The organism is Janthinobacterium sp. 78, assembly GCF_003096775.1.
In the GTDB taxonomy this organism is placed as follows: domain Bacteria; phylum Pseudomonadota; class Gammaproteobacteria; order Burkholderiales; family Burkholderiaceae_D; genus Janthinobacterium; species Janthinobacterium tructae.
Genome location: NZ_QENT01000001.1, coordinates 2,317,250 through 2,340,830, shown reverse-complemented (window position 1 = coordinate 2,340,830; position 23,581 = coordinate 2,317,250). Strand labels below are relative to the sequence as shown.

13 protein-coding genes are annotated in these 23,581 nt (G+C 61.8%); all 13 read right to left on the bottom strand.

The window, feature by feature from the left end; genetic code table 11:
* Window positions 1–42 precede the first annotated feature (42 nt).
* Window positions 43–2,397 carry a glycosyl hydrolase family 18 protein gene (locus C8C92_RS10455; protein WP_116743736.1) on the bottom strand — a complete coding sequence of 785 codons (2,355 nt, stop codon included), beginning with the start codon at window positions 2,395–2,397 and terminating at the stop codon, window positions 43–45.
* A gap of 102 nt (window positions 2,398–2,499) precedes the next feature.
* Entirely contained in the window at window positions 2,500–3,927 is a 1,428-nt protein-coding gene (locus C8C92_RS10450) for a glycoside hydrolase family 19 protein (protein ID WP_243420170.1), read from the bottom strand.
* 290 nt (window positions 3,928–4,217) lie between these two features.
* A complete protein-coding gene (locus tag C8C92_RS10445; RefSeq protein ID WP_099759938.1) occupies window positions 4,218–5,060 on the bottom strand; it encodes a sulfotransferase in 843 nt (280 codons plus the stop codon).
* Between the two features lie 148 nt (window positions 5,061–5,208).
* Window positions 5,209–12,702, bottom strand: coding sequence for a YDG domain-containing protein (locus C8C92_RS10440; protein ID WP_116745918.1), 7,494 nt, complete (start codon window positions 12,700–12,702; stop codon window positions 5,209–5,211).
* A gap of 31 nt (window positions 12,703–12,733) precedes the next feature.
* Complete coding sequence (locus C8C92_RS10435) at window positions 12,734–14,401, bottom strand: ShlB/FhaC/HecB family hemolysin secretion/activation protein (protein WP_243420169.1); 1,668 nt, start codon at window positions 14,399–14,401, stop codon at window positions 12,734–12,736.
* Window positions 14,402–15,069: 668 nt separating this feature from the next.
* A complete protein-coding gene (locus C8C92_RS10430) occupies window positions 15,070–15,684 on the bottom strand; it encodes a c-type cytochrome (protein WP_116743732.1) in 615 nt (204 codons plus the stop codon).
* 10 nt (window positions 15,685–15,694) lie between these two features.
* The gene (locus C8C92_RS10425) at window positions 15,695–16,915 is read right to left on the bottom strand and encodes a molybdopterin-dependent oxidoreductase (RefSeq protein WP_116743731.1); all 1,221 of its coding nucleotides are present in this window, start codon (window positions 16,913–16,915) and stop codon (window positions 15,695–15,697) included.
* Window positions 16,908–18,341 (bottom strand): amino acid permease, encoded by a 1,434-nt coding sequence (locus tag C8C92_RS10420; RefSeq protein ID WP_116743730.1) that lies wholly within the window; start codon window positions 18,339–18,341, stop codon window positions 16,908–16,910. The genes C8C92_RS10425 and C8C92_RS10420 overlap by 8 nt, the downstream gene beginning before the upstream one ends.
* A gap of 291 nt (window positions 18,342–18,632) precedes the next feature.
* Complete coding sequence (locus C8C92_RS10415) at window positions 18,633–19,427, bottom strand: ABC transporter permease subunit (RefSeq protein ID WP_243420403.1); 795 nt, start codon at window positions 19,425–19,427, stop codon at window positions 18,633–18,635.
* Between the two features lie 79 nt (window positions 19,428–19,506).
* Window positions 19,507–20,322 carry a taurine ABC transporter ATP-binding protein gene (locus C8C92_RS10410; RefSeq protein ID WP_034788398.1) on the bottom strand — a complete coding sequence of 272 codons (816 nt, stop codon included), beginning with the start codon at window positions 20,320–20,322 and terminating at the stop codon, window positions 19,507–19,509.
* A gap of 85 nt (window positions 20,323–20,407) precedes the next feature.
* Window positions 20,408–21,457 carry a taurine ABC transporter substrate-binding protein gene (gene tauA, locus C8C92_RS10405; protein WP_207780990.1) on the bottom strand — a complete coding sequence of 350 codons (1,050 nt, stop codon included), beginning with the start codon at window positions 21,455–21,457 and terminating at the stop codon, window positions 20,408–20,410.
* Between the two features lie 115 nt (window positions 21,458–21,572).
* Entirely contained in the window at window positions 21,573–23,012 is a 1,440-nt protein-coding gene (locus C8C92_RS10400; protein WP_116745917.1) for an FAD-dependent oxidoreductase, read from the bottom strand.
* Window positions 23,013–23,037: 25 nt separating this feature from the next.
* Window positions 23,038–23,466, bottom strand: a complete 429-nt coding sequence (locus tag C8C92_RS10395) for a nuclear transport factor 2 family protein (RefSeq protein WP_099759946.1) — start codon at window positions 23,464–23,466, stop codon at window positions 23,038–23,040.
* Between the last annotated feature and the right edge of the window lie 115 nt (window positions 23,467–23,581).

Here is a 23,581-nt window from a genome sequence, read left to right as displayed (position 1 = left end):
CCACGGTTCCGCCCTTCTCTGTTTACCCTACCGTATCACTGCTTACGGCAAGGCCACCGGCAATTCCGGATACTCTTGCGTCAACGCATATTTAGTGCCGCCCACGGTCACCGTGTAATTGGCCGGTCCCGAGATCGGCAGGCGGTAGTTCAGGGTCAGCGCCACGGAGCCGCCCGGCGCCAGCGATTGCCAGGCGGGAATCGCAAAGCGGGCGCGGTTGTAGTTCTTCGTGAAGCCGCCGATATTGTTCGGTCCCGTGTAGCCGGCATTGATCACCGTCAAGCCGAAGCCCGACTGGTCGCTCATGTCCGATGGCGCCGACACGGGATAATCGAACTCCACCACGGTGCCGCCCGGCAAGGTCGAGGTGGTGTTGTTCTTCACCGTCATCACCGGGTTGATGGGAAAGTTGTTGTCGCCCAGCTTCCAGCCGCCCAACGTGATGCTGACGTTGGCCGCCGTGCCCGGCATGGCGATTTCAGCGCGCTTGTTGCCATACACGCCAGCCGTGCGGAAAGCCTGGTACAGCACGTCCGTCAGGGTGGTACCCATGAAGTACTCGCCCTTGCCGCCATTGCGCGTGGCATCCCAGGCATAGTCGCCCGCCATTTCCCAGATCATCACGCCACCGATATTGTTGTTGACGATGTACTGGGCCTTGGCCGCGATCGATTGCGTGGTTTCCGTGGAAAGGAACACTTTCTTGGTCGCATTCCACAGCCACGGCGCCACCATGGTGCTGCTGTAGTACGGCACATACGTGCCCACCAGCGCCTTGTCCGTGACTTTATAGGCGTCCAGGTAGCTTGGCACGATGCCGTTTTGCAAGTTCAGCGCATGCCAGATGGGGTTGCCGCCACCGGGCGTGGGTTTGCCTTGCGAGTCGAGGTCGTACCACACGTTGTCGATGCCGGTGGCGCCCATGCCGCAGGTTTTCACGCCCGCGCAGGTGACGGTGGAATTGGTCAGCGCCGTCGTGCCCCACAGGCCGTTGGTGCCGCCCGTCACGTCCTTCCAGCCCCGCGTGTAGAACGGCACGCCGATATTGATGCGTCCCGCCTGCATGGCGCCCCGGTAGTAGCGGTAGGCCCAGTCCGTGTTCAGATAGCCGATGTTCTGGTACTGGTAAGCGTTGCCAGCACGCAATTCGCCATCGTTGCCATCGTCAAACAGCGCCGCGTTCGGTCCCACATACTGGTTCCACGCGCCGTGCAAGTCGTAGGTCATCAGGCTGGCGTAATCGAGATATTTCAATCCCGACATGTTTTCTTCGCCACGCAAGACCCAGCCCGAGGCGGAGCCGGCGATGGTGAGCAGATAGTATTTATTGTCCTGCACGGCCGCTTCGTCGAGCTTCTGGCGCAGCACTCTCAGCAGCACGTTATAGCTCGTCATCAAGCCCGCCAGGCGCGGTTTCGAGACGGCGAAATCGTTCGGATTGCCCGCTTCATTGTTGGTGGTCGGGTGTTCGTAATCGACATCGACGCCATCGAAGAAGTTGTACTGGCGCACGAATGCCACCATGGAATCGGCCAGGGTATTGATGCCGGCCGTGTTGACGCTGCCGTCCGCATTCGTCGTCGCCGTGTAAAAGCCGCCGCTGCCGGCCCAGCCGCCCACGGAAATCATCAGTTTCACACCTGGATACTTCTTCTTGTATTGCGACAGCAAGTTGAAGTGGCCCTGGTACGGCAAGGATGGGTCCATGGCCGCCGCCGGCACGTTCGGCCAGGTGAGGCCCGTATCGGGATTGGCCGCGCCGCTGCCGATGGCGATTTTCGAGGTGGCCGGATCGACGGAAGCGAATGCATAGTTCAAGTGGGTGATCTTGTCCCACGGCAAGTTATTCACCAGATACGTCGGGCTGCCATCGACGCCCGTGCGCCAGCTGGCGAAATAGCCGACGATGCGCCGGTTCAAGCCATTGGTCAGCACTTCGCGGCCATTCGCGTCATATACCTTGCAATACGGCACATTCGGCACGGCCGAGATCAAGCCGTCGGGACGGCAAGCCGTGGGTGTCGGCGTTGGAGTCGGGGTCGGCGTTGGGGTCGGCGTTGGTGTTGGTGTTGGTGTTGGTGTTGGTGTTGGCGTTGGCGTTGGTGTTGGTGTTGGCGTTGGCGTTGGTGTCGGCGTCGGCGTATCCGTCACGGCCCATGGTCCCCACTGGTCGGTGGCGCTGGGGACATTGCCCTGCGTCCACCACTTGGCCTTGTAGCTGACGCCCTGGTACAGCACGCACTGGCCGCCCGTATAGACGGTGGCGGCATCCCAGACGGCGCACGCTTCCACGGCGGCGAGCAAGGTGTTCGGGGTGGCGGTCGTGCCTTCCTGGCCCCCGCCGCAAGCGACGAGCACGCCGCTGAGCAGGGCCATCAATAATGCATTCGATTTCATGAGGTGTCTGTCTCCGTTATGGTTATACATCGAGAGCTGTTGCAGGCCCCTATGGGGGCTCTTGTCAACTGTGATCCCTGGCCGGCTATCCTGCGCTTGCTGTTACTGCAACTTCACATTCCAGTTGGCTTCCACGCATTTCACGTAGTTCCCGGCCAGCAAGGCGCTGTACGGGGTTTGATAGCTGACCAGCTGGCATTGGTTGTCGCCACCCGAGCTCCAGTTCTTTTCCCAATAGATGTTGTAGGAAGCGGAACTGGCCGGGGTGAAACGTTGCATGTTGGCGCAAGACAATTGTTCGCCGGAATAATCCCAGCCCATGTCGGCGGCAAATTGCTTGTAGTAATCGATGCGGTTTTGTGCGGCCTGCTTTTCCGTGCCCTGCCCGCACTCGGCATTGATGATCATGATGGTGGTGGCAAAGTTATTGCCCGCACCGGCTGTCGTATCGGCCGCGTTCGGCACCCAGGTACCGTCCAGCACATGCAGCATCGACGGTTTCGGCGGTTGCGGATAGACAAAGAAGAACGTGGCCGAGGCCAGGTTCAGCCAGGTCGAGGCGACGAGGTCCGGGTTTTTCAGCAGCACCGTTTGATCGCCGTCATGCATGGCTTGCGAAAACGGACCGTAGTTGTAGTTGTACGACAGCTGCTTGGCGCCGCGGCCAAAGTATTTCTTGAAGCTGCCGTCGGCATTGGTGCCGCAGGTCCAGACCTTGTTGAAGACGGGGTCGGCGCACTCGATGTTGTAGCCGCAGCCGGCGCCCGTCTCGTCGCAGCCCAGTTCGCGCAGATACTTCAAGCCCTGGCGCCATTGCGGCAAGGGGCTGCTGGCGTTATGGTCGCCCGTTTCCTGGCCGAAGTGGGCAAACATGGTGGCCAGGCTGTGGCGGCAGATGGCGTCCGCATTGCGCCCGTCGCCGTAGTCGTCGCACACGGCGGGGAACTTGGCCACGGCTTGCAGGAAGCGCTGATAGGTATAGCTGGCGTCGCGCGCGGCAAAATAGTAATCCCACTTCGCCGCCGGCAGCAGGCGTTCGACGCGCTTGACGTTGAGCGGATTGCCGGCCAGGCCAGGCTGCACGGCTTCGACGGCCGCATTGCCCAAAGTGCGGATCGAGGCCTTGACCTTGCGGAAGAAATCATTGTTCGTCAGCGCCGCCTCGTTGGCCTCGGCCTGGGCTTTGGTGGGCACGCCTGGCGTGGGTGTCGGTGTCGGGGTGGGCGTCGGTGTCGGCGTTGGAGTCGGGGTGGTGGTATCGAGGCTCCACGGCCCCCACTGGTCGTTGCCCGGCACCGTGCCCTGCACCCACCATTTGGCCCGGTACACCTTGCCGTCGTACACGGCGCACTGCCCTGCCGTGTAGACGGCGCTGGCGCTCCAGGCCGCGCAACTGTCGCTGGCAGTGGTCGCGGCCAGCAGGGTCGATGGGGGTTCGGTGGTGGAATTGCCGCCGCAAGCGAGCAGCGCGCTGCCCAGCAGGCCAGCCATGAATGGCGTAGCCAGCCGGCTTGATTGCCGTGTTTTCACATTGTCTCCTGAACGTTATACGAAAACTATCGAAGTAGCTTTTTATGTTGTACGTAAAGAAAGCACAGCGCAGCATCGGCTTTCTGCACAGAGAATGCGACGCCGAAAATTGGTAGTCAAGTGGTTTTATATAACGGTGTTTTTTACAATACCAGTGACTTCAGTCGGTACGGCTACAGCGCGCCAGGCAAAGAGTAAGGGAAGAGAAAAAAGGAGGATTTGCGCCAGCTGCCGGCAATACCGCGCCGGCAGCGGTGCGGCAAGTGGTATTAGCACTGCCGCAGGTGTTTTCAGGCCGATGGCGTTGCCGCGCGCTGGTGTTGCGGATAATACAGTTCATAAAACCAGCCGTACGCCTCCTCGATTTGCGCCTGGATGCGCGGCGGTATCGCATGCGGCCTGGGCGCGCTGATGGTCGCCTGCTGGCGGTGCGTGTATTTCATGCGGTAATGGCTGTCGCTTTCCTGTATCCCCACGGCCAGATGATGCGGATCGATCTGCCATGGCGCCAGGCCCAGCCACGCATACAGGTGCGACATGCATTCCACCGGCCGCGCCATCAAGTCTTCGAAACGCACGAAATACAGCTTTTTCTGCACCTCGAGCGGCAGGTCCAGCACGGCGTGCAGCGAGCTCAAGGGCGCGCCTATGGTGCGATCCTTGGCAAACAGCATGTCGGCACGGCCCAGACGGTCAAAATCGGCCAGGTGGTCGATAAAATCGAGCAGGATGGTGCGCTGGTGCTGCGCTTCGATGGAGCCGTAGACCTGGCCCAGTTCGCGCACACAGACGATGACTTTCGCTTCCGGCGCGAGTTGCAGCAGCATCTCCACGCAATGCAGCCAGGCGCGGTTCTTGTCCACCACACCCTGCTTGCCGCAATCCTGGTACCAGCCGCGCAGGAAGCCCTGCATGGCCGTTTTCAGATGGCCATAGCTGGCGTCGAAGGTGCTGTCGAGCTGCGACAGGAAAAAAGAATCGTCGCTGACCATGCGCCGCATGCCCAGCAAGGTGTTGCACAGGGGGGAGCTATTGCCTTCGCAATGCAGGTCGGGATGCTGCGCCAGCAATTGGCACAGCAAGGTGGAGCCAGCGCGTGGCAAGCCGGCCACGCCGATGAAATGGGATGTCATGCGATGGTACTTTCTGTTCAGCACTGCTCTTCTGACGGAGGATGGTGCAGCCATTATAAAACTGTTGCGACGACGCGACGGCATAAAAAATGCCGCTTCGAAACACGAAGCGGCACTCCGACGCCACCATCGGGTGACGCAGCGGGCTTTACTGGCTTTCCTGGCGCGTGTTGCCGCCAGCTTCGGTCGGCAGGCGCAGGCCGCTGTCGACCACGCTCAAGCGCAGGCCTGGCAGGACATTGCTGACGACGTTGCTGGCCAGTTGCACCACCGGCGCGCTGCCTGCGTTACCCGTATCTCCCTCGCGCGGCGCCTCCTGCGTGGTGGCGGGCTTGCCTGGTGCCGATTCGCCACTGACGATCATGTCTGCCTGCACCATATTGCCCTGCGACGGTGCCACGGCAACGGCCGCGATCACGCTGGCGACTGCGCTTTGCAGCGCTTCCGTCGGCTTGACTTTCAGCACGCCGTCCACATAGTTCAAGGCGTAATTGTTCGACGCCTGGCCCGATGCCGAGACCAGATAATTGCCGGCCGCGGATGCCGTCGTCGCCGGCGTGCTGAACGCCAGGTTGCCGCTCACTTCGGCGGCCACCGTGTCGCCACCGAGCAGGCCGCTGTAGCCGGCGCTGAAGTCGGGGTTGACGCGTCCCTGGTCTTTTTCAGTGTTATCGACTTTGACCGTCAGCGCTGCCTGCGAGATCGTGGCCGTGGTGCTGGCGCTGGTGTTGACCACGTAATTGCCCGCATCCGTGCCGCTCAGGCTTATGCCTGCCACCGTCACCGTCTTGCCCACGCCCGCATTCTTGTCGCTGAAACTGGCGCCATTGCTGGCAATACTCAGCTGGTCATTACCGATGCGGTTGTCGCGCAAGGAGACGGCGGCATTCGTGGTGGCGTCATACACTTTGTTGACGCCGCTGGCGCTGACCGTCAGGGTGGCTGGCGTGATATCGGCCGTGGTGCTGGCCTGGCTGCTGGCCAGCACATAGTTACCCGCATCGGCACCGGCCAGGCCCAGACCGCTGATGGCCACGGTCTTGCCCAGCGCCGCATTCTTGTCGCTGAATGTGCCAAGGACGGGGCCGCTGGCCAGGCTCAAGGCGTCGCCGGCCACCATGCCATTGAAACTGGCGCCCGCCAGGTTCAGGCTGGCCGCCGTGCCACCGTCATACACCTTGTTCGCTGCCACGATACCGGCAATGGCACTGATGGACACCTTGCCGATATCGGCCCGCACCCCGCTGGCATTGCTGAAGGCATAGTTGCTGACCAGGCCAGTGCCGTCCGTGACCGTCGCGCCCGTGACATTGACCACCTTGTTGCTGCCCGCGTTCTTGTCGCTGAAGGCGCCTGTCTGGTTCGCCAGATTCAAGCTCAGCGTTTCCATGCCGACCAAGCCGCTCAGGACGCCGCCCGACAGCGCAGCCTGCTGCGTGCCGTCATAGTCCCGGCTCGCCGCCGTCACGCCCGTCACCGTCAACGCCTTCGGCGTGATAGTGGCCGTCACTCCGCTGGCATTGCTGAAGGCATAGTTGCTGGCCAGGCCAGTGCCGTCCGTGACCGTCGCGCCCGTGACATTGACCACCTTGTTGCTGCCCGCGTTCTTGTCGCTGAAGGCGCCTGTCTGGTTCGCCAGATTCAAGCTCAGCGTTTCCATGCCGACCAAGCCGCTCAAGACGCCGCCCGACAGTGCAGCCTGCTGCGTGCCGTCATAGTCCCGGCTCGCCGCCGTCACGCCCGTCACCGTCAACGCTTTCGGCGTGATAGTGGCCGTCACTCCGCTGGCATTGCTGAAGGCATAGTTGCTGGCCAGGCCAGTGCCGTCCGTGACCGTCGCACCCGTGACATTGACCACCTTGTTGCTGCCCGCGTTCTTGTCGCTGAAGGCGCCTGTCTGGTTCGCCAGATTCAAGCTCAGCGTTTCCATGCCGACCAAGCCGCTCAAGGCGCCGCCCGACAAGACCACATCGAGCGTGCCGTCATACACGCGGTTGCTCGCGCTCACGCCGCTGACGGTCAACGCCTTTTGCGCAATAGTGGCCGTCACGCCGGTGGCGTTGCTGACCGAATAATTGCTGGCCAGCCCAGTGCCATCGACCAGGGTCGCGCCCGTCACCGCGACGGCCTTGCCCGTGCCCGCGTTCTGGTCACTGAAACTGCCCACCTGCCCCGTCAATCCCAGTGTTTCACCGCCCACCAGGCCATCCAGGGTACCGCCCGACAGGCTGGCCTTGGTATTGCCGTCGTAGGTCTTGTCGCTGGCCAGCACGCCGCTCACCGTCAAGGCTTTTTGCGTGATGCCGGCCTTCACGGTGGTCGGATTGCTGACCGTGTAATTGCTGGCCAGCCCCGTGCCGTCGGCCAGGCTGCTGCCGCTGACGACGATGGTTTTGTTGCTGCCTGCGTTTTTGTCGCTGAACACGCCCGTTGCGCCGGACAGCAGCAGCGTTTCACCGCTGACCAGACCCGACAGACTTCCGCCGGACAAGGTCGCGTCGAGCAGGCCGTCATAGACTTTGTTGCTGGCCGTCATACCCGTCACCGTCAGCGCCTTGGGCGTGATGTTTGCGCTCAGTCCGCTTGGGTTGCTGATCGTATAGTTGCTGGCGAGGCCGCCATTGCCGCCATTGACCAGGGTCGAGCCGCTGGCGATGACGGTTTTGCCGGTGCCGGCATTCTTGTCGGAAAAACTTGCTGAAAGTCCCGTCACGCCCAGCGTTTCCGAACCGACCAGGCCGCTGATCGAACCGCCCGACAAGGTCGCCTTGGTGTTGCCATCGTAGACTTTATTGACGGCCGACATGCCGGTGATCGTCAGCGCCTTCGGCGTGATATCGCCGCTGCCGCTGCCGGTGCTGAGCGTCAGATTGTAATTGCCCGCATCCGTGCCGGCCAGGGCGATGCCGCTCACGGCGACTGTCTTGCCGCTACCGACGTTCTTGTCGGCAAACGTGGCCGTCGTCGCGCTGAACGACAGGCTGTCGCCGCTGAACATGCCATTGAACGTGGCGCCGCCTGCATTGATGGTGGCCTTGGTGTTGGCGTCATACACCTTGCTGTTTGCCGTGATGTTCGTCACGCTGCTGATGGTTGCCTTGCTGATATCGGCCGTCAGGGCGCCCGGATTGCTGACCGTATAGTTGCTGGCCAGCCCAGTGCCATCGACCAGCGTGGCGCCGCTCAAGCTCACGCTCTTGCCCGTGCCCACATTCTTGTCGGCGAACACGCCGCTCAAACTGGACAGGCCCAGGGTTTCCCCGCCTACCAGGCCACTCAGGGTACCGCCGGACAGGGCCGCATTGCGCGTGCCGTCATACACGCGGTTGCTGGTGGTGACACCCGTGATGGTCAGGGCCTTGGCCGTGATATCGGCCAGGGCGCTACCCGTCGTGCCGGCAAGGATATAGTTGCCTGCATCGGCGCCGCCCAGGAACAAACCGCTGATGCTGACTGTTTTCCCGCTGCCGGCATTCTTGTTGTCGAAAGTGCCCGTGCCGCTCAACGTCAGCGCATCACTGCCGATCTTGCCGGCTAATACAGCCGCGCTGGTGTCGAGCGCAGCGCCAGTCAAGCCGTCGTAGACCTTGCTGCCGGCCAGGATGCCGCTGATGCTGCTAATCGTCGCCGGCGTGATGTTGCCACTCACGCCAGTCAGCGGCGCCAAGATATAGTTGCCGGCTGCGCTGCCGCCGAGGGTGGCAGTCGCATTCACGGCGATGCCATTGCCGACATTCTTGCTGGCATAGGTCCCCAACAACGAGAGCAGGTTGACATTGCCAAGATCCCCAGCCAACAGGCCCGCCAACGTGCCGCCGCTGATGATGGCGGTGGTGTTGCCGTCATAGACCTTGTTGCCGGCGCCGGCGCCGTTCAGGCTGAGCTGGCGCTGCGTGATCACCAGGCCGCCATCGATATAGCTGATCGCATAGCCGGACTGCCCGCCCGTGGCATACAAGCCGCTGGCCGACACGCCATACGTGCCCGCATTCACGGCACCTGTGGCATTGCCTACATACACGAGCGTACCGAGCAGATCGGCGCCTGCCACCGTGTTCGAATATGTGACGCTATTGCTGCCGCCAGCGTAGGCCACTCCGTCATACACCTTGCTGTCGTAAGAAACGCGCACGGCGATCTGCTGCATGAACGAACGCAGGAAAGGCGCACTCTGGCCATCGTAGGCGACCCACATCTGGCCCAGATCCCAGCCTGCGCCCGTATAGTTCGACAGCGTCTTGAGCCCGCTCGTGGTCAGGTCCGTGCCGCCCGCGCTCGTTGCCTTGCCACTGGCAGTGCTATCCCAGTAACTGCCCGTGACGCTGCCTGTGCCCGTGCCGACCAGGCCGCCGCCGGCGCCGCTCACGCTGCCATTCGCATAGCTGGTGGCGACGGTGCCGCTGTTGCTGCCCACCAAGCCGCCCGCGCCGCTGCTGCCAGTCACCACGCCGCTGGCATAGCTATCCTTGATGGTGCCCGTGCCAGTGTTGCTGCCCACCAGGCCGCCGACATTGTTGGCGCCCGTGACGGCGCTGGTGGCAAAGCTGCCGCTGACGCTGCCGCCATTCGTGCCGACCAGGGCGCCCGTATTGTCGCCACCGCTGATCGTGCCACCAGACAAGCCCACATTGGCGATCACGCCGCCGCTGCCGACGACGCCAAACAAGCCCACGCCCGCCACGCCCGACTTGATAATATTGAGGTTGGAAACAATATGCCCGGTGCCGTCGAGGCTACCCGTGAAGGCCGACCCGGCCGTGCCGACCGGGATGAAGCCCGTACTGCCCCACACGTCATTGCCGTTCGCGGCCGTGCTGGCTGCGCTGAAGCTGCTGCCCAGCGTGTAGCTGGCGGCCTTGCTCATCGCCATCAATTGCAACTGGTGCGTGGAATTGATGGTGTTCGACCATTCCGACGCCAGCATGGGGCGCGTGCCGGCGCTGGCGCCATTGATGGAACCGTCGCCGCTGACGATCACCCAGTTGTTGCCTGCCGCGCCGGCCGTGGTGGTGAAATTGAAACCTGCGAAATTACTACCTTGCAACATCTGCGCGCTGGTCAGGCCTTGGGCAACGGTAGTTGCACCATTGCCTACATGGCCAACGGCAGTTGCCGCCGGATTCAGCGTGCTGTTGAAGTAGGCATTGACAATGGAACCACCATTGTGATCGCCAACAATAGCGCCGTTATTAATGCCGGTCGTCGTGAGCTTGCCCGAATAATATGCATTGGTGAGGGCAACACCAATGTTGTAGCCCACCACGCCGCCCACGGTGGAGTTGCCCGTCACATTGCCGGTGGCATAGCTGTTGCTTATCGGACCGGCGGACACGCCAACCAGGCCGCCGAGATTATTCGTCCCGGTCACATTGCCGGTGGCATAGCTGTTCGTTACCGCGCCGCTTTCTATCCGCCCCAGCAAGCCACCCAGGCCGGAAGCTCCCGTGACATTGCCCGTCGCATAGCTGTTCGTGACCGTGCCTTCGCCCGTGTTAATGGCCGCCAGGCCGCCGCCATAGCTGCCGCCCGTGCCGCCAACGCTGACGGCGCCCGTGGCATAGCTGTCGCTGATCGTGCCTCGGTTGTAGACGGCCAGGCCGCCAGCGAAATAATTGGTGGATGTGGCAGCCACGGCGCTGGAACTGTTCTTGATGAAGCCGCCCGCCGCGTTCTCGCCCACCAGGCCGCCTGCCGCGCCAAAAGCACCGGCAACGACCGTGCCTGCCGCGCGGCTGTTGCTGATCGTGCCCGCGTTGGTGCCCACCAGCGCGCCCATGTTGATATAGCCAGAACCATGCACGGCGCCGCTGCTATAAACGTTATCGATCTTGCCATTATTAACGGCGGCCAGCGCACCGATGCCGGCGTAGCTACTACTGGCATAGGCAGCTACCGACCCTGCAACGCTGACGTTGCCCAAGCCCATGTTGCGCACCGCCCCGCCCGTGCCGATATTGCCGAACATACCGATGGCCATTTCCGGACGGTTGATCGTCAACCCGATGATTTCATGGCCCAGGCCATCGAGCGTGCCCGTGAATGGTGTCGTATCATTGCCGATAGGCATAAATCCCTTGCCACTCTCCCAGCTGCCCGTGGCGCGCGCGTCGATATTGCTGCCCAGCACATAGTTGCCGGACAAATTGCCCTCCAGGCCCTGCACGTCGTTGCCGGTAGTGCTGTTGAAGGCGCCGAGGCTGTTGATGACCTGATGCACGGTCACGCCGCCATCGCTGCCCAGCTTGGTACTGAAGTTATTGCCCGATGGCAGATCGACTTCCGCCTTGACGTTGTAGGTGAACAGATTGCTGGCGGCGACGGCACTCTGGCCGTATTCCAGCGCCAGGCTGGCCGTGCCCGAGCCGCGCATGGCCTTGTTGATATTGATATTGTTTTGCGCCGTCAGGGTCAGCTTGTTGGCCGACCAATTGACGTTATCGTTGACGTTGATGTTGCCTTGCGTACCGCCGGCACCCGATACGCTCTGGATCTGCACGTTGCCGGACTTCAAGGAATTGCTGAGGAAGGTGCCCGTCATGTCGCCGCCGGAGACGGCGATATTGAAGTCCGTGGGATCGATCAGCCAGGTGCCTGACAGGCCCTTGTTCGACGCCGTCGTCACCTTCAGCGCATCATCGATCTTCACGTGCGCGGCCGAGGTGTCGACAAAGCCGCCATTGCCCGTCAGGGGCGCGCTGGCGTCCAGCGTGCCGCCCGCGTTGACCGTGCCGCTCTGCATGTCGCCTAGCAACTTGATCGTGCCGCTGCGCGTGTCGATCGTCTGCGCCTCGATCACGCCCGTGTTGTTGACGACGGTTTTCAGCAAGTCGCCGGCCGCCTGCGCGCTCAAGAGTACGCTGCCGCCGTCAGCCTTGATCATGCCGCCATTGCTGACCAAAGCGCCCACGGCGCCCGCGTTGACGGCGACATTGAGCAAGCCGTCGCCCGCCACGTCGAGGGTGATGGCGCGGCCCGCCGCCAGGGCCACCGAACCCAGGCGTGCCTGGATCGTGCCCTCGTTCGACACGTTGGCGCCCAGCAAGGCCACATAGCCGCCCGGCGCGCTGATCGAACCCTGGTTCAGGACTTTACCTGTGCCATTGCCGCTAAATTGGTACTTGCCCGACATGAAATCGCTATTCGAAATGTCCAGGGTCGAGGCCACCAGGCCCGCCGTGTTGACCGAGGCTCCCTGGCCGAACAGCACGCCGTTCGGGTTGACAATAAAGACCTTGCCGTTAGCCGACAAGTTGCCGAGGATGGTCGTGCCATCGCTGCCCAGCACGCGGTTCAACGCCACCGCATTGCTGTTCGGCTGCACGAATTGCACCGACTCGCCCTTGTTGATATTGAAGTTGGCCCAGTTGATCACCGCGTTCTGGCTGCCCTGCTTGATCACCGTCGAACCTGGCGCACCGGTGATGCTGGCCTGGCCCGCCACCACCGTGCCGCCCGCCGGCCCCGCCAGCGCCAGACTGCCGTAGCCCAGCAGCAGCGCCGCCGCCATGCTGGTCAAGGCGAAATGCGCCCCGCCTCCGCTGCATCCTGGCATCGAGCGCTTGCCGGCCGATTTGACGTTTTCGGACACGGCGGCGTAAGCGCCCGTGGCCTGGTTCCAGATGGAGCGGTAGATGCGGTTCATGGCGGTGTCCTGATTTTTTAGCTTGTATTAATTAGAAGTACTTGACTGCTTGCAGCCAGAAGCGGCCGGCGGAGTCCGGTGCGGACGTCGCCTTGGCATTGCCCAGCTTGTGTGCGTAATACGCTTTCAGGACGAGCGCGTTGGCACCCGTCCACGTCACGCCCACGCCGGCGCCGCTCAGGGTGCGGCGGTTCTCGCCGGCGCTCCAGGCGTCGCGGTTCAGCTTGACGGTACCCGTGTCGGCAAAGGCCAGCACCTGCAACTGACCGGGCAAGGATGTAAACGCAGGGACGGCCGTCAGGTTCTGCCGCAGTTCCAGATTCAGCACATAGCCCTGGTCGCCATACGCCTCGCCGCCCGGATAGGCGCGCACGCCGCCCATGCCGCCGATGCCCATCTTTTCCGACACGTCGAGATTTTTCGACGCCGCCTGGCCGCTGAGGCTGCCGAACAAACTGGTCTCGCCGCCCAGGCTTTGCAGGCGCGCCGCATTGAAAGCGAGCTTGTTGAAGTGGCCGTTGCTCTTCACCGTCAGCCTGTCGATCAGACGCGCCTCCGGCGATTCGATGTCGATCTTGCCGGTGGTGTAGGTCAGCGAATAATTGCTGATGCCACCGCCACCCACGCTATCTTTGCTATCACCGTTGAGATTGAACAGCCAGACCTTGGCTTTCTTGTCGTTGACGCTGCCCGTCGATTCCGTGCGGTCCTGGAAGGTCTTGTCGTCGTAGCTGACTTGCGCATACAGGTTGCTGCTGCGCGAGCGGATCATCGGATAACTGCCATACGCGCTGGCGATCTTCGCCGTGCCCTTGGCATCGAGCACGGCAAATTCCTTGCCCAGCTTGTAATCCATATACGTGTAGGCGCCGCCCAGGCGCAGCAAACCGGCCTGGCCCTGATACGCCAGGCGGCCGTAGTTCAAGCCGTCGGCCGAGGTAAACGCGCGCACGCTGGCCACGTCGCCGATGCCGGCCAGTTCATTGATGTTCAAGGTGGCGCCGATGCGGTTGCGACCCGTGTAGCGGTTGCCCTGGTTATCGACGTCGATGCTGCCGTTGAAACGCGATCCCGGCTGCACGTCGACGATCAGGTCGGACGCGCCCAGCGAGGCCCCCGGCGCCAGGGTCGAGCTGACCTGCACGCCCGGCAAGTCCGACAGCAGCAGCAAGCGCCGCTCCAGCGGCGGCGTGGAAATCACTTGCCCGTCGAGACCGGCCAATATCGTGCCGGCCAGGCCGTCGGACAACTTGCTCTGGTTGCGTAGCTGCACTTGCCCATACTGGCCCGGCAGCACGCTGATTTGCACCACGCCATCCTCGATATCCTGCGCCGGCAGATACGCTTGCGCCAGGAAATAGCCACGCTGCTGGTAATAGCTGGCAATTTTTGACGCCATGGCGCGCAGCTCGCCCAGGGTCAGCTCGCTGCCCGGCACGAAACCCGTGCTGGCGATCAGTTCGCTCTCGGTAAACACGGGCGGCGCCGTCACCTGCAGGCGCTGTACCGTGATGCGCGTGGTATCGCCCACCGTGGTGGCCGGTACATTGCCCTGTTGCACGCGGATGGCCGGCGGCGCCTTCGGCAACTGGGGCGCGACGGGAATCTGCTGCAGCTGGCTGCCTGCGCTGGGGGGATCGACAGCGTACGCGTTCTGGATCAACAGCAGCAAGGTCAGCGGAAGTAATTTGGTGTTCAAGGTCATCCTTTCTGGCGGCGCGCCCGCGCCAGGCACACCGCTTCCGGCTGCATCAACGGGGGAATACAAAAGCTGAAACGGGAGTATTTTTTGACATCAATGTTAAATTTGATGGCAACTGAAAAATTAAGTTCCGTTCAGCAACATTGATCCATTCTAGCCCCTTGCCAGACGAGAAAATACCTATCTGATGACCTCGTTCACCACATTGGTGCGACCTCAATGGCGACAGCCCTAAAATCAGGAAACTTCCATGAAAATGCGCGTTTCAACTGAAAAATTCGTTGTCTCACCGCAACAATATTGCAATACCATCCCTATCGACATGCTAGTCCTCGCACGCACCACATTTGGCAATTTGGCAAGGCATTAGCATTACTGCAATACAAAACAATGTTATTTTTTCCATACGAGGATACGACTTCCACGACACACTTTCTTTTGGCGCCTTGGTATGTCACACACTTGCGAAAATTGATTTCCAATACATGAATATTGATATATAAATTATTTTTGACGATGCGGTACGGGGATGGGCGGCCGCTTAAATTTACGCGAGGAACACCGGCGTAGCAGGCCTGCAACACCTCAGCCAGGGGTTGAGGTGTTGCAGGCCTGTGGAGAGAAAGAAGAGCGGAAGTGCGCTACTGCACTGCTCTGGCCAGGCGCTATCTGGACAGCACGTATTTCGCCAGGGTCGCCGCATCGGCTGCACTGAGCTGGCTGAATGGCGGCATGGGCACGGGGCCCCATTTGCCGGCGCCGCCACTGCGGATGTTCGCCGCCACGGCAGCGACGCCATCCTTGCCCTTGTATCTGGCTGCCACCTCGGTAAAACCCGGGCCGACCACTTTCTGGTCGAGGGCATGGCATGCCATGCAGCCATTCGCCGCCAGCAAGGTGTTGACATCCTTGCCGCTGGCGGCCGGGACAGCCGCTGCGGCTGGCCTGGCCACGGCCGCGGCAGGTGCGGCGGCGCCCCGCTCCGCGCCATAGGTTTTCACCAGGTAGTCGACCATGGCCGGCATGTCCGCATCGTCAAACTGGGCGCCGAACGGCTTTTTCATCTTCTTGACGGTCGCTTCCCAGTAGGCGCGCGGCGAGGCAGGCGGCTGGCTCGATGCATACTGGGCCGCGTGGCAGGTCATGCAGTTGCGCTGCACCAGCTGGTAGCCGGGCAATTCGCTGGCTTTGTAAGTCGCCGTTTCCGGTGGCAAATGGATTTCCAGCGCGCAGGCGCTGCCCGCCGCCGACAGTGCCAGCGCGGCAAACAAGATCTTCATATGGTTCTCCTTACACTGCGTCGATGCGCGTGGTTTCCACCACGTTGCGCATATAACCCATGGGATTCCACAGGGCTTTCATCGGTTGGCTCTGGCCGATGCGGTTGACGGCGCGCACCATCAGCACATGCTTGCCCTTGCGCGGCGCCTTCAGGACCATCGTCCATACACGGAACGAGAAGCGCCCCAGGTCCTGGCCCAGCTTTGCTTCCTGCCAGCTGTGGCCACCATCAAGCGACACCGCCACTTCGCTGATGCCCTGGCCGCCATCGAAAGCGATGCCGCGCAAGGCCAGGTCGCGCCCCGCTTTTACCTGCGCGCCATCTTGCACGCTGGTAATAAAGGAGCGCACGTTGAGGCGGCTGATGGGCGTCGTCTTGCCCACCGGTGTACCCGGCTCGATGAAACCGGAACCATTGTCGGGGATGCGGTAACCCGTGCTCATCCAGAAGCCGTCGAAGGGCTTGGCGAGCACGCTGATGTCGCTCAGGTGCTTGACCCAGTAAGTGCCGTAATAGCCGGGCACGATCAGGCGCAGCGGGTAGCCGTTGAGGAAGGGAATGTCTTCGCCATTCATGGCCCAGGCCAGCAGCACGTCGCCGGCCATGATGTGCTCGACGGACAAGGCTTTCTGAAAATCGGGGCCGTCGCCCACGGGCGGCGTTTCCATGCCATTGAAAGCCACTTGCACGGCGCTGGCGGCGATGCCGGCCTTTTCCAGCACGGTTTTCAGGGGGATGCCCGTCCAGCGGGCATTGCCCATGGCGCCATTGCCCAGCTGCCCGCCATTCGCGCGCGGGGCGAAGAAGCCGCGGCTGTTGCCCGAGCACTGCGTCACGGCCACCACATCGACGGGCTCGGCCAGTTTTTTCAGCTCGGCCAGCGACAGTTCCAGCGGCGTTTTCACCAGGCCGGCGATGCGCAAGCGGTAGCTGTCGCCATCGATGCTGGTAGGCAAGCCGCTCCAGTGATAGCGCACGAAAAACGCATCGTTGGGGGTAATCGCGCCTTCATTGAAGACGCTGAACGGCGTTTCCAGCTGGGGCGGACGGCTGGTCAGCAAGATCAGCGGACGCTTTTGCGGGAAGGCCACCAGTTCGCGCTCGCCGTTTTCAAACGGCAAAGTGACGGACTCCGCCAAGGCTGGGCCGGCCACGGCGGCGGCGCCCAGGGCGGCCGTGGTGCGCAGGAAGCGGCGCCGGCTTGCAGGCAACAAAGTTGTGTCAGACATGTTTGAGCTCCACTTTGGTGTCGGCTGCTTCGCCGCCGTTGCGGTCATCGTTGACCAGCTTCTTGATGTAATACATGACGCTCATGATGACCACGCTCAACAGGCCGAACCAGAACGACACACGCTGCTCCGTATCGGACGACACGCTCATGGCCCCGAGGATCACCAGCATGGCGATGATGGTGAAATACGTCAGGTAGGGGAACAGCCACATGCGCACTTTGATGCGTTCGGGACATTCGCGTTCCAGCCGGCGGCGCAGGCGCAATTGAGATATCGCAATGAGCAGGTAGACAAACAGGATCAGGATGCCGTAGGAATTGACGATGAAGGGGAAGACCAGGTCAGCCGACACATACGATACGGCAATGGCGAAATAGGCGAACAGGGTGCTGAACAGGATGGCGCGAATCGGCACGCCATTCTTGCTCAGCTTGACCAGGCCGGTCGGCGCGTCGCCGCGGCGCGTCAGCGCGAAGATCATGCGCGAGGAGGCGTACAGGCTGGAATTGAGGGCCGACAGCACGGCCGTCAAAATGATGGCGTTCATGATGTGGGCCGCGTAGGGAATGTTCATGACCGTCAGGGCGCTGACGAACGGCGTGGCGATGGCCGGCGAATCCCAGGGCACGATGCAGACGACGACAAACATGGACCCCACATAAAACATCAGCACGCGCGTGATGACGGAATTGGTGGCGCGGGCAATGGCCTTGGCCGGGTCCGACGTTTCGGCGGCGGCGATGGTGACGATCTCGGCGCCCGAATAAAAGGCCGTGGCAGCGACGGCGCCACTGAGCACAGGGCCCCAGCCGTGCGGCATGAAGCCGCCATTGCTGGTCAAAAAGCCCAGGCTTGGGATGCTGTTGGGCAAGCTGCCCGTGATGAACAAGGCGCCGACAAACAGGAAGACGACGATGGCGACCACCTTGATCGAGGCGAACCAGAATTCGAATTCGCCAAACGCTTTCACCGAAAACAGGTTCAGGATGGTCATCGATACCAGCAGCACCAGGCTGATAGCCCACGACGGCACCTCGGGCAGCCAGAAGTTGACCAGCTTGGCGCCGGCGATGGCTTCCAGGGCGACCACGACGACCCAGAAATACCAGTACATCCAGCCGCTCATGAAGCCGAGGAATTTCGATACTTTCGGCTTGTCATCGAAGGCCAGGCGCGCGTATTCGTAAAAGGAGCCGACCACGGGCAGGGACGAGGCCAGCTCGCCCAGCATGCGCATGATCAGGACGACCAGGCCGCCCGTGAGCAGGAAGGAAAGGATGGCGGCCGGGCCGGCGGCCTTGGCGATGACGCCGCTGCCGACAAAGAGGCCGGCGCCGATCACGCCGCCGATGGCGATCATGCTCATGTGGCGTTGCTTGAGCGAGTGCTGCAAGCCGGTATTATTGTGGTTGTCGCTAATCATTTTTGTCTCCTAGTAATATCTGAAGCTCGGTGCGCCCTCGCCTGCTGCGGCTTGTTTCTGCCGCGCGGCTTTGTTTTATTGGGGCAACACCGTCAAGCAGCATCGATACATCATCAAATCAGTCTGGTTGGCTGCATGCCATAAGTCAATCTGGAAATGCAGCGGCCCGGCGCGCCAGCCGTAGGGCAAGCGCGCTGGAGAATACGTACGGGGTATTGCTGAGTTATTGCAGCTTGAAAAAAAGGGAGCGGCGGCAACACTTGTGGCGTGCGCGCCACTCCCGGGAACGTCTTACACCTTGCCCTTCCATGGCACGAGGGTACGTTCGAGGTAGCGCATCATCAAATCAAACAGGAAAGCAAAGAAACCGATCACGATAATTCCCATGATCACCACGTCGCTGGCGAGGAACTCGGAAGCGCTCAGCACCATGTAGCCGAGGCCGCGCGTGGCTGCCACCATTTCGCCCGCCACCAAGGTGGTCCAGCCCACGCCGATGCCGATGCGCATGCCGGTGAGAATTTCCGGGATGGCGGCACGCAGAATCACATGCACGATGACCTGGAAACGCGTGGCACCCATCGAATAGGCCGCGTGGATCTGCTCCAGCGACACCGAACTGACGCCGGCGCGGGCAGCGATCGCCATCGGCGCGAAGATGGCCAGGAAGATCAGGTAAACCTTCGAAAATTCGCCGATGCCGAACCAGATGATAACCAGTGGCAAGTAAGCGAGCGGCGGCAGCGGGCGGTAGAACTCGATCAAGGGATCGAAGATGCCGCGTGCCACGCGATTGACGCCCATCATCACGCCGATGGGAATGGCCAGCAAGCAAGCCAGGCCGAAGGCACCGAAGACGCGCACCAGGCTGGCGACCGTGTGTTCCCACAAAGTGGCACCGCCGAAGCCGGTGGTGGCCGCCATGATGAATTTCTCATAGACGGCTTGCGGCGATGGTAAAAATAAGGGTTTCACCATGCCGCTGGCCGTCACGCCAAACCACAGCAACAGCACGGCGATGACGGTAACGCTGGCGATGCGGCTGGAATTGCCCTGCCCCGGCGCGCCGAACGCTTCGCCAGGCATGGCGCAGCGGGGAGCGAACAGACGGCCAAAGAAACCGGCGCGCTTGGCGGTGGTGGGAGGAAATCCCACGACGGATGGGCTATGCATGGGACACCTCCAGCTCTTTATTGACTGCGCGCTCGTCGCCATAAATGATGTTGAGCACTGTTTCGCGCATCTTGATGAAGTCCGGGCTCGATTTCACGGCGCGCGCATCGCGGCATTCGAGGAAGCGCTTGTTGAAATCGAGTTCGTAGGTATGCGTGATGCGGCCCGGACGGGGCGACATGACGATCAGCCGGTTCGCCAGGAACAGCGCCTCGTCGACGCTGTGGGTAATGAAGAAGAACATGGTGCTGGACTTGGCCCAGATATCGAGCAGCAATTCCTGGATGGTTTCGCGCGTCAGCGCGTCGAGCGCCGCCATCGGCTCATCCATCAGCAGCATGGCGGGATTGCTGGTCAGGGCGCGGGCGATGCCCACCCTTTGCTGCATGCCGCCCGACAATTGATAAATCATATTGTCGTGAAAGTCCTTCAAGCCGACCAGCGCCAGGTTTTTCGCCGCCTGTTCGCGCCGCACGGCTTTCGCCACGCCTTGCAGTTTCAAGCCGAATTCCACGTTTTCCATCACGTTCAGCCATGGCAGCAAGGCATGTTTCTGGAACACCACGCCACGGTCGGCGCCCGGCCCTTCGACTTTATTATCCCCGAGCATGATTTCGCCCTTGGACGGGGCAATAAAACCCGCCATCAGGCTCAGCAAGGTTGTCTTGCCGCAACCGGAAGCACCGAGCGCGACGACGAAGTCGCCGCTATTGATGGTGAGATTGATATTATTTAAGGCATGTACGCGTTCACCGGCCGTCTTGCCCGGATAAATTACGCTGACATCCTTGACGTACAGGTTTTCCATCGTATCCCCGCATAGGTGTAGTAACTTCAGTTCAACGCATTGTGTTCGTGTCGGCGCGCCCGCAAGCGCGCCGACACGCCACCGTTTACTTCAGCAGGCCGGCGGCCTGTGCATACCTGGGTGTCACATACTTGGCGTAATCTGTTGCCAGGGTGTCGATCTTGCCTTCGCCCTTCAAAAATTGCGCCGTGGCCAGCAAGGCTTGCGCCACGCCGCCCTTCGCGCCGCCACCGAGCCAGGCCGGCGAGGCCTGCTCCTGCAACGATGGGTAGGCGTACAGGGCCACGGAAGCGGCCACGTCCTTGGCAGCCGCGCCCGAATGCTTGACGTTGGCTTTGACTTGCGGGGAATCGATGGTCCACGCTTTCGGATTGGCGCGGTAGTCGGCGTCGGCCGCGGCCATCACCTTGACGAACTTGGCCATGAAGTCGGCGTTCGCTTCGCCCCAGGCGCGCTCGACGGCCATGCCGTCAAACGTGGCCTTGCCCTTCTTGCTCAGTTCGCCGGACGTGACGAGCACCTTGCCGTTTTGCTTGAGTTTGCTCAAGGCCGGGTCCCACACGAAGGCGGCATCGATGTCGCCGCGTTCCCAGGCGGCGGCGATCTGGTTCGGCTGCATATTGAGCAGCTTGACTTCGGATGGCTTGATGCCCCACGTTTCCAGCGCGAACATGGTGTGGAAGTGCGTGGTGGAAACAAACGGCACGGCGATCTTCTTGCCGCGCAAGTCGGTGGGCTTGCTGATGCCGGCGCCATTGCGGGCCACCATCGCTTCGGCTTCGTTGATGTCGTCGATGATCCAGAACAGCTGCAGATCGACGCCGCGGCTGACGGCCGCCGTCAGGGGGCTCGAACCGATGACGCCGATCTGCACGTCGCCCGACGCCATGCCGGTGGCCACCTTGGCGCCCGAATCGAACTTGCGCCAGTTGATTTTATAGCCGGTGGTTTTTTCCACTTCGCCGCTGGCAATCGCCACCAGGAAGGGACCGTTGATTTCCTGGTAGGCAATCGTCACTTCCTTGCCTTGCGCAAAGACCGTACCGCTGGACGCAAGGGCCACGCCCAGCACCAGGGTGCCGAGGACGGCGCGGCGCATCGTTGAAAAAACCGTTTTGCTCGTATTTGTGTTCATGTCTCACTCCAAGTTTATTGTTATGTGTGAACGTGCGGGCAATCTCATCCCTTTCGGGAGGCGCCGCTGTTTGCTCTTTGTCAACCATGCGGCGGCTTAGTACGGCTACTGCTATTTAAAACACTTCATCCTTCAAGTGATACCAGCGGTACAGGAAGCGCTGGCCCAGGCGGCGGAACGGTGCGAAGGCTTGCGACTCGACCAGTTCCATCATGTTCGGGTACGGCAGTTTCGAATTGAAGATCGGCAAGCCCGTGTCGCTGGCCTTGCCCGCGATGCGCTCGGCCATGCGCCGCCCTGCCTGCGCCGAATACATGACGCCGTTGCCGCCGTAACCGAGCGAATAGAAGATCGACTGCTTCGGGTCCGGCTGCACGATGCGCGGCATCATGTCGTGGCTGACGTCGACCCAGCCCCACCACGAGTAATCGATGGGAATACCGGTCAGCGCGGGGAACTTGCGGTGCAGATCGTTGATCAAAAACTGTTTGTATTTGTCGTCCGGCGCGTCGGCGCCCGTAATGGCGCTGCGGCTGCCGATCTGCACGCGGTTGTCCGGCATCAAGCGATAGTAATGGCGCAAAATACGCGTATCCGTGATCACCTGGTGGGTGCGGAAATTGCATGCCTCGATTTCCGCCGGGGTCAACGGACGCGTGACGAGCGAGTTGGACAGGATAGGCAGCAAGCGGTTCTTCACTTGCGGATGCAGATGCGGCGAGGTGTAGCCGCCCGTGGCCACGGCCACGGCACGGGCGCGCACCACGCCGCCTGGCGTTTGCAGATAATGCACGCCGTTGCGCGTTTCCCAGCCCATCACGGGACTGGATGGATGCACCTTGGCGCCCAGCGCGCGCGCCTTGCGCAGGTAGCCAAACGCCAGCTTGCCCGCGTGGATGCCGATGCCTTCCGGCTCGTGCAGCGCGCCGGCCGCTTCCTTGTCGTCGACGAATTCGCGCTTGACGGTGTCGGCGTCGAGGATGCGGGCGTCGTACTTGAAGACCTCACGCATGAGCTTTGCTTCCTTGATCAGGGCGGGCATGGCTTTCGCCTTGTGGGCGATGTACAGGTGGCCGCCCGGCTGCGGCTCGCAATCGATGTCGGCCGTGATCTTCTTGAACGTTTGCATCGCGTCGCACACTTCCGTGTGCAGTTTCAGGGCCGTGTCCAGGCCGTAGCGGTCTATCCACTGCGAGCGTTTCAGACGGCCCGTCGTGCATTGCGCCTGGCCGCCGTTGCGCGTGCTGCAGCCCCAGCTGACCCGGTTCGCTTCCAGCACGGTGGCCTTGATGCCGTGTTCCTGGGCCAGGAAGATGGCGCAGGAGAGACCGGTAAAACCCGAGCCGATGATGGCCACGTCGACGTCGATGTCATGCGTGATGGGGCCGTCGTCGGCCGGCGGCTCGCCGGCCGTGCCGATCCAGTAGGTGGGCGCGTAGGCATTGCCGTGGCCGGGACGCTGGGCCACCAGCGGATCGAAGGCGGGATCGTAAGGCGTGCGGGCGGCGGTGCTGTTGCCCAGTACGTCAGATGGAGTGTCGACAGGTTTGTTCATGATCATTCCCGGTGAACGTGCTGGCTCAGGCTTTGTTGCCGGTAGCGACCGGTGGGCGATCCTTGCGGAAGGCGTTCTTCACGGCGATCTTGCCATCGCGGAAAGTGAAGATGTCGACCATGCGCGCTTCGATGCGCGTGCCGTCCGCCTTGGTGCCGGCAAACGTCGATTCCGTCACGCCGCGCTCGCCGCTGACGAAGTGTTCGGGATTGAGCCAGGCGGCATCGGGGAAGGTTTGCCAGGCCAGCTCAAAACCGGCGCGTACGGCGTCGCGGCCAATGAAACTCTTGCCCAGCAAGTCAGGGCCGGCCACGGCGTGAAATTCGCAGTCATCGGCCATGGCGGCCATCAGGGCCTCGATATCGTGGCGGTTCCAGGCATCGCCGAACGCTTGCAGGAAGTCGGTGGTGACAGCGGTGGTGACGGCGCCGGTGTGCGGTACAGGGTGGTTCATGGTGGTCTCCGTAAATCGTTTTTGATACGCTACGTTCCGTTTTTTGTCTTTTATTGAATTTAAGCCTTAAGCATGGCCTTGTCAAATCAAATAATCCAAAAAACGGGACGGTTTG